This window comes from Dolichospermum circinale AWQC310F, from assembly GCF_000426925.1.
In the GTDB taxonomy this organism is placed as follows: domain Bacteria; phylum Cyanobacteriota; class Cyanobacteriia; order Cyanobacteriales; family Nostocaceae; genus Dolichospermum; species Dolichospermum circinale.
The window spans coordinates 110,552-115,790 of sequence record NZ_KE384668.1 but is presented as its reverse complement, the minus strand read 5'-3'; the positions used below and the strand labels follow the sequence as shown (position 1 = coordinate 115,790).

Here is a 5,239-nt window from a genome sequence, read left to right as displayed (position 1 = left end):
GCAGGTTTAAATGCTTGTTTAGATCGAGTAAATGAACTAATTGCCACTGCTACCAGTGATTTAGTATCACAGCAAGATTTAGCAACAATCCAAAAATTACAAAGGGACTTTTCTTCAGAACTAGCCACCTTAAAGGGGCGTGTAGACACTGTAGAAGCGAAAACCGCTGAATTGGAAGCTAATCAATTTTCAACTACCACCAAGCTACAAGGACAGGTTGTGGCGGTTGTTAGTGATGTTGTCTCCGGTAAAAAAGTCGGTAATAATAACATTACTGATAAAAATACTACTTTAGGGGCCAGAACCAGACTGGATTTTGTCAGCAGCTTTACAGGACAAGATACACTGCTGACGAGGTTGGAAAGCAATAATATCAAGAGTCCCGATATTCAGACTCCAGAAGGAAACTTGTTTTTTGCTAGTGGTAGTCCCAGTAATAATTTTAGTATAGGAACTTTATCCTATACTTTTCCTCTTGGCAAAAATACACAAGCAAAACTAATTGCTACTGGAGGCGCACCTGATGATCTTACCAATACAGTTAACCTTTTTGATGGTGATGCTTCTTTTGGTGCTTTGTCAACTTTTGGCACAAGAAACGCAATTTATGGTCAAGTAGGTGGTGCAGGACTAGGAATTAATCATCAGTTTGGTAAGAAATTAGCCCTCAGTTTAGGCTATTTGACTCCTAATGCTAATCAACCCACCCCTGGAAATGGTTTGTTTGATGGTTCTTACGGTGCTTTAGCGCAGTTAACTGTGAAGCCAAGCGATCGCACTACTCTTGGTTTGACTTATATCAATTCCTATAACCAACCACTCATTACAGGTAGTAATAACGCGACCTCTGGCTTTGGTGGACAAGATTTTTCCAGTAATTCCTATGGTGTACAAACATCTTTAGGTATTGGCAATAAACTTGTTATCGGTGGTTGGGCTGGATATACCAATAGTCAAGTCTTGACTGGTACTAAAGGAAAGGCGGAAATTTGGAACTATGCTGTTACTCTAGGCTTACCAGATTTCGGTAAAAAAGGTAACTTAGCTGGTGTTATAGTTGGTATGGAACCAAAGGTCACAAATTCTACTGCTGCTGGAGTAACAAAAGACCCAGATACCTCCTATCACATTGAAGGATTTTATCAATATAAAGTTAGTGATAATATCACCATTACTCCTGCTGTAATTTGGTTAACAGCCCCAGATCACAATAAGGATAATGATAGTGTGGTCATTGGTGCTTTAAGAACTACTTTCAGCTTCTAAGCTTCCACGTCAACAAAAAGACCAGCCCTCCCACAGGCTGGTCTGCAAAAAAACGTTGTTCGTGTTGTCTTCTCAGTGGAGTCAAAACCAAATTGCGCGTTCCTAAAATTCAACGGGCAACTTTTCTTAACAAGATTGTAACAGCCAGTACAATTTTTTGATGAAAATATCTGAAAAAATATCTGTCTGTGGGTGAATAGACTTTCTATTTGCAGAAAGAAGAGGAGGTTAATAACCTGCTGATAACTAACCGCTGACTAATACTTGTGGTTTTCCCCAAATAATTGTTTCGTGTTTATAAACTACCAGTCCTGGTTTAGTTCCTTTGGGTTTGTAGACGTGCTTGGGTTGGGTGTACACTACTGGTACTTGGTCACTTTGACGGGCCCGACTGAAATAAGCGGCTAAATTAGCGGTAAATTGTAAATCAGCTTCTTCTGCAATTGTACCCGGTTCTAGACGCAAAAGCACATGACTACCCGGAATTTCTTGGGCGTGAAACCATAAATCATAGTCTCCAGCGACACGGAATGTCAATTGGTCATTTTGAACGTTATTCCGGCCAATAAGGACTTCAAAGCCACTGGGACTGCGGTAACGATGAAAATTAGTACCGGGGGTGTCGTTGCTGCTACGGCTGCGGTATTCTAGGTCTTCTAAGTATTTTTGATCAATTAGTTCGTCACGGATTTCTTCTAAAGCCTGTAAATCTTCTGGGTTTTGGTAGTTATCTATCTGAGAAATTGCGGCTTCTACTTGTTCTAAATAATCAATTTCTGTCTGCACTGCAAATAACAGCGGTTCGACAGCCCCACGGGCGCGTTTTAACTTTTGATGCTGTTTGTAAAGCTTTTGGGCATTTTGAACAGCGTTTTTATCTGGTAAAAGAGCAATTAGTATAGGTTTTTCTGTTTCAAAGTCTGGTAATATTATATTCTGCATTCCTGGTTGCCATTGATGCAGGTTTGCCATTAATAAATCGGCTTTTTGCCGATATTCCTCCGCTTGGTCTGATTGTTGCAAGCGATCGCTAAAAGTTTGTGCTTTAATACGTAATTTAGCCAAAATATTCGCTAATTTCTGAATTAACTGATGTCGCAGTTGCACAAATAACTGTTGATTCAGATGATCAGAATAATAACGGTAAAGTAACTCTTGAATACTCTTTGTGGGTGTGACTGCACCCCAACCCATAACTGTATATCCAGTTTTTGTCCAAGCAGGTTTAAATTGACCTGATTCTAAAGCTTGTAACCATTCTTGCCAACATTCAAATAAATTTTGCCAATCTTTAGGGGTTAATACGTCCGTATTAGTATCAGGTAAAATCTGAGCATTTAGTAACATTGTCTCTAATAAAGCCGAACTTAAACCACTATAACTTTTAAGTAATTGGCGCTTAATTTCCCCTGGTACTAAACTTACCCGTTCTTGCCAACGTTCTAGAGATTCGTTTAAATTGGGGGTCTTTCCCGTTAATTTTGGCGGTTTTTCGTAATTTTGTCCCGTTTGAATGGGACGCACACTAGATTGTTGTTGACTAACTTGATGGGCAGCAGTGATAATTTCGTTACTAGCATCAGTTAAAATCACATTGCTATATTTACCCATAATTTCAGCATAGAGGTGATAAAGCGCACTTTCTCCTGGACGAGGGGCAAATTGTAAATCAATTACCCGTTCCCACGGAGAAATAGCCTCAATTGCCACTAAGGCCAACCCACCTAATTGATGTCTTAACTGCTGACTAAATGTAAAAGTATCTGGATGTCGTGGTGGTGGTTCGCTGATACAAACATGAGCGGCTTGGGGATGCCAAGAAATATCTAACCAACCCCGTTGTTTTAAGGTTCGTAAAGCAATAGCAATGGTAAAGCGATCGCGCTGATATACTTGTTCTGTGCGTGCAGGTAGCCAGTTAGTGCGAATTTCGCTACAAGCAGCGGTTAAAGCTGTAAAATCAAGGGGTTGCAAAACAATTAATCTCTTTTATAATTTAGTTTGGTTAGGTTGGTTAGGTTGGTTAATTTTAAGAGCTAATTGTACTAATTATATAGATCATTCACCATTTTATCTAATTCTCTATAAATTGAACTAATATTTGTGATTGTATCACATATTTCCGTTTTTAACCGAGTGCATTCAGCAAATATTTTCTGAATATCTACATCTGTTTTAGGTATTTTACCTTCTTGGATTAAATTAGTCCAAGTTAAACCCCGTTTTTCATACTGTTGTAGATAAATTTGCAGGAATTGTAAAACAATTGTACTTTCCGAAAAGATTAATTCTTGACGACCATTAAAAATTTTATCATCTTTGATTTTAATTTTAGTGATTGGTTGATCACGTGATCCAATAATTTCAAATCTGTGTGGTTCAGCGTTTAAAAAATTCCAACAAAGTAAATTGAGATTTTCAAAAACTTGTAAAAAATTAACCTCAACTATGGGTTTATTATCACTATAATCAAACTTAATTTTATGTCCTAATTGTGTTAATTCATATAACTGCCAATTCCATGTTATTAAATTATTGACACCATTAATAAATGGTTGTTGTGCTGCTAACGAAATATTTTTAATAGGAAATTCCTTTAAATCATCAGGATATATTCTACTCTTAGCTATTTGAGTTTCACTATTAACACTCATAATATTTTCATCACGGTTATTCAATAGTAAAAAGCGTTTCCCAAAACTAGAAGCAAGAATAGCAGCAATATATCTTAAATCAAATTTTTTGGCTATTTCTAGTTTTTCTTCTGCATATTGATAAATTTGTAATTTCTTACCTTTTCCATCTCCCAGAAGTTTTTGACGTTTTTTAGAAAGTTCATACATTTGTCTTTTTTCTTTCTCTAAACGTTTAACTTTATAAACATCATCCCATCTGACACAAATTCTCACACTATCAGGAACATAAAACCCATCTCCTGCTATGATTCCTCGATCATAGGTAGGAAATGAAGTCATCCCAAACAGGATTTTAGGATAATTATATAATTCAGGAATTGTTGCTCTACTAATATTATTAGGTACACGAGACGTACCCCATTCTAAATATCTAATTTTGTCTATTGTAAACTCTCTAACTAAATTTTCACCATCTATATATTTATGAATATGAATATTAGTTTCTACTTGAGAAATCAAATCATCTTTTTTAAATTCTCCTGATTCTGAATGTAAAACCATTGCTTTACTACAATAACAAATATCTTCTAAATAAGTAACGTCTGCAAAATTATCATTAACTACAAACTGTCTAAAAACCTTACCTTTATATTCATATTGATTCAAAGGATCAATTTCTTGAATTTCTGTAAATAACCCATTGTGGAGAAATCTTTTTACTTGATAATTATTTTCTGGAACAATATTTTCTAAAATAAAAATAGTATTGTTAACAACAGCATCAGAGAAAATTTTCACATTATTAAAAAAATCTACTTGTTTAATAGTCAGATTTTCAGCAATATATTCTCGGAGTAATTCCGCATAATTATTAGTTTGAATACCCCTAGAAACAATTAAGCCAATTTTACCTAAATCCTTAGTAGCTTGACAAGCAAGTTCCACAAATGGCACAAACAGATCCCATTTTTCATGAAGTGTGGTAAATCTTCCAGAATTTTCAATTTCTCGACGATAAATATCTGCTCCAGGTTCATCAGCTTTTACATAAGGAGGGTTGCCCACGACAAAATCGAAACCATCAATAAATTTACCCGTTTTAGTTTTAATTTGGGCAACAGTAGAAAGTTCTAAATCTAAAATAGGATTAAGTAAAGGAGTTCTAATTTCTTGTGATTTTGGTAATAACAAAGAATCCGTATTATATACATTAAATCTATCTATGGTACATTCTTGTAACTTACCTGCTTCCTTCGCTTGTTGGAGTAAATCAACCACTTGAATTAATAAATTAGTTTCAGCTAAATAACAAGCAAAAGGATTAATATCTAAACAAA

At 35.6% G+C, this 5,239-nt stretch carries 3 protein-coding genes; 1 reads left to right on the top strand and 2 read right to left on the bottom strand.

Going from position 1 to position 5,239, the window contains the following annotated elements:
- Positions 1 to 1,266 (top strand): iron uptake porin (locus ACIR310F_RS0105025; RefSeq protein ID WP_028082876.1); only part of this gene is annotated, 1,266 nt, incomplete at its 5' end.
- Between the two features lie 246 nt (positions 1,267 to 1,512).
- Here the strand turns inward: ACIR310F_RS0105025 and ACIR310F_RS0105020 are convergent.
- Together ACIR310F_RS0105020 and ACIR310F_RS21595 are read right to left on the bottom strand one after the other, a co-directional pair.
- Positions 1,513 to 3,240, bottom strand: coding sequence for an Rqc2 family fibronectin-binding protein (locus tag ACIR310F_RS0105020; RefSeq protein WP_028082875.1), 1,728 nt, complete (start codon positions 3,238 to 3,240; stop codon positions 1,513 to 1,515).
- A gap of 71 nt (positions 3,241 to 3,311) precedes the next feature.
- Positions 3,312 to 5,239 (bottom strand): Eco57I restriction-modification methylase domain-containing protein (locus tag ACIR310F_RS21595; protein ID WP_196803165.1); only part of this gene is annotated, 1,928 nt, incomplete at its 5' end.